This is a genomic window from Acidovorax sp. SRB_24 (assembly GCF_012931925.1).
Genome location: NZ_MWOM01000146.1, coordinates 1 through 1,171, shown reverse-complemented (window position 1 = coordinate 1,171; position 1,171 = coordinate 1). Strand labels below are relative to the sequence as shown.

Here is a 1,171-nt window from a genome sequence, read left to right as displayed (position 1 = left end):
GCGGCGTGGGCCGCCGCTGGCCGAGCCGCTGTGGCTGGCCGCCAGAGCGGCGCGCCTGGCCGATGTGCTGGCGGCGCCGGTCGCACGGCGTGCCGGCCTGCCGGCTTCTTCCGCCCCCCTTCAAGTGCGCGCCGCCGTGGGCACGGCACGCGCCAGCGCCAGCCATGCACTGGATCGCGTTCCCCTGGCGGCCCGATGAGGCGCCGCTGGCGGCCGGCGCCCCGGCCGCATGTCTGCACGCCTGGTGGGCGCTGCGCTGGACACCGCGCGTGGCCGTGCTCGACGAAGCGCTGCTGCTGGAGGTATCCAGCACCGAGCGCCTGTGGGGCGGCCGCCCCCGGTTGATCGGGCAACTGCAGGCGGATCGGCCCGCGCCCGGTGGTCCCTGGGCCGAAAGCGCCACGGCCCTGGCGGCATTGGCGCTGCTGCGCCTGCGGCAGAGCGGGCATGCCGCGCCCGCAAGCGTGCCGCAGGATTTGCCACTTCACACCTTGAGCGCCGCGCGCCCTCACGCCGCCAGCCTGGCGCGCATGGGCTGCACCACCTGGGGCGGCTTGCGCGCGCTGCCGCGTGCCGGCGTGGCGCGGCGCTTTGGCGCGGCCCTGCTGCACGCGCTCGACCAGGGCTGGGGCGACGTGCCCGACGCCCTGGCCTGGCTGGCGCTGCCCGACCGCTTCGATCTGGCGCTGGAGCTGCCCGCGCCGGTCGACTCCGGCCCGGCCCTGCTGGCTGCCGCCAGCGATCTGCTCGCCGCCCTGCAGTCCTGGCTGCGGGCGCGCCAGCAGGGCGCGCTGGGGCTTGAGCTGGCCTGGGAGCACGAGCTGCGCCGCTGCAACGGCGTGGACCTGCCCGCGCAGCAGGCCCTGCCGGTGCGCACGGCGCAGCCCACGCAGGACATGGCGCACCTGCGCCGCCTGCTGTCCGAGCACCTGGCGCGCACCACGTTGGCCGCGCCCGCCCGCCAGATCCGGCTGCGCGTGCTGCAGGCCGCGCCCTTACCCCATGCCAGCGCCAGCCTGCGCTACGCCGCGCCGGCCAGACCTCCGGGCGAGCCCTGGCACCAGCTGGTCGAGCGCCTGAGCGCCCGCCTGGGCGCCGCACAGGTGCAGGCGCCCGCGCTCCTGGCCGACCACCGTCCCGAGTGCATGCAGCGCTGGCAGGCGCCCCCGGC

1 protein-coding gene and 1 pseudogene are annotated in these 1,171 nt (G+C 77.7%); both read left to right on the top strand.

Annotated features, from left to right (window positions below; genetic code table 11):
• Window positions 1-199: pseudogene (locus tag B2J89_RS21105) on the top strand (hypothetical protein); the annotation flags it as partial.
• On the top strand, window positions 165-1,171 hold a 1,007-nt coding region (locus B2J89_RS21100; protein WP_169170803.1), incomplete at its 3' end, for a DNA polymerase Y family protein. The pseudogene B2J89_RS21105 and the gene B2J89_RS21100, both read left to right, overlap by 35 nt.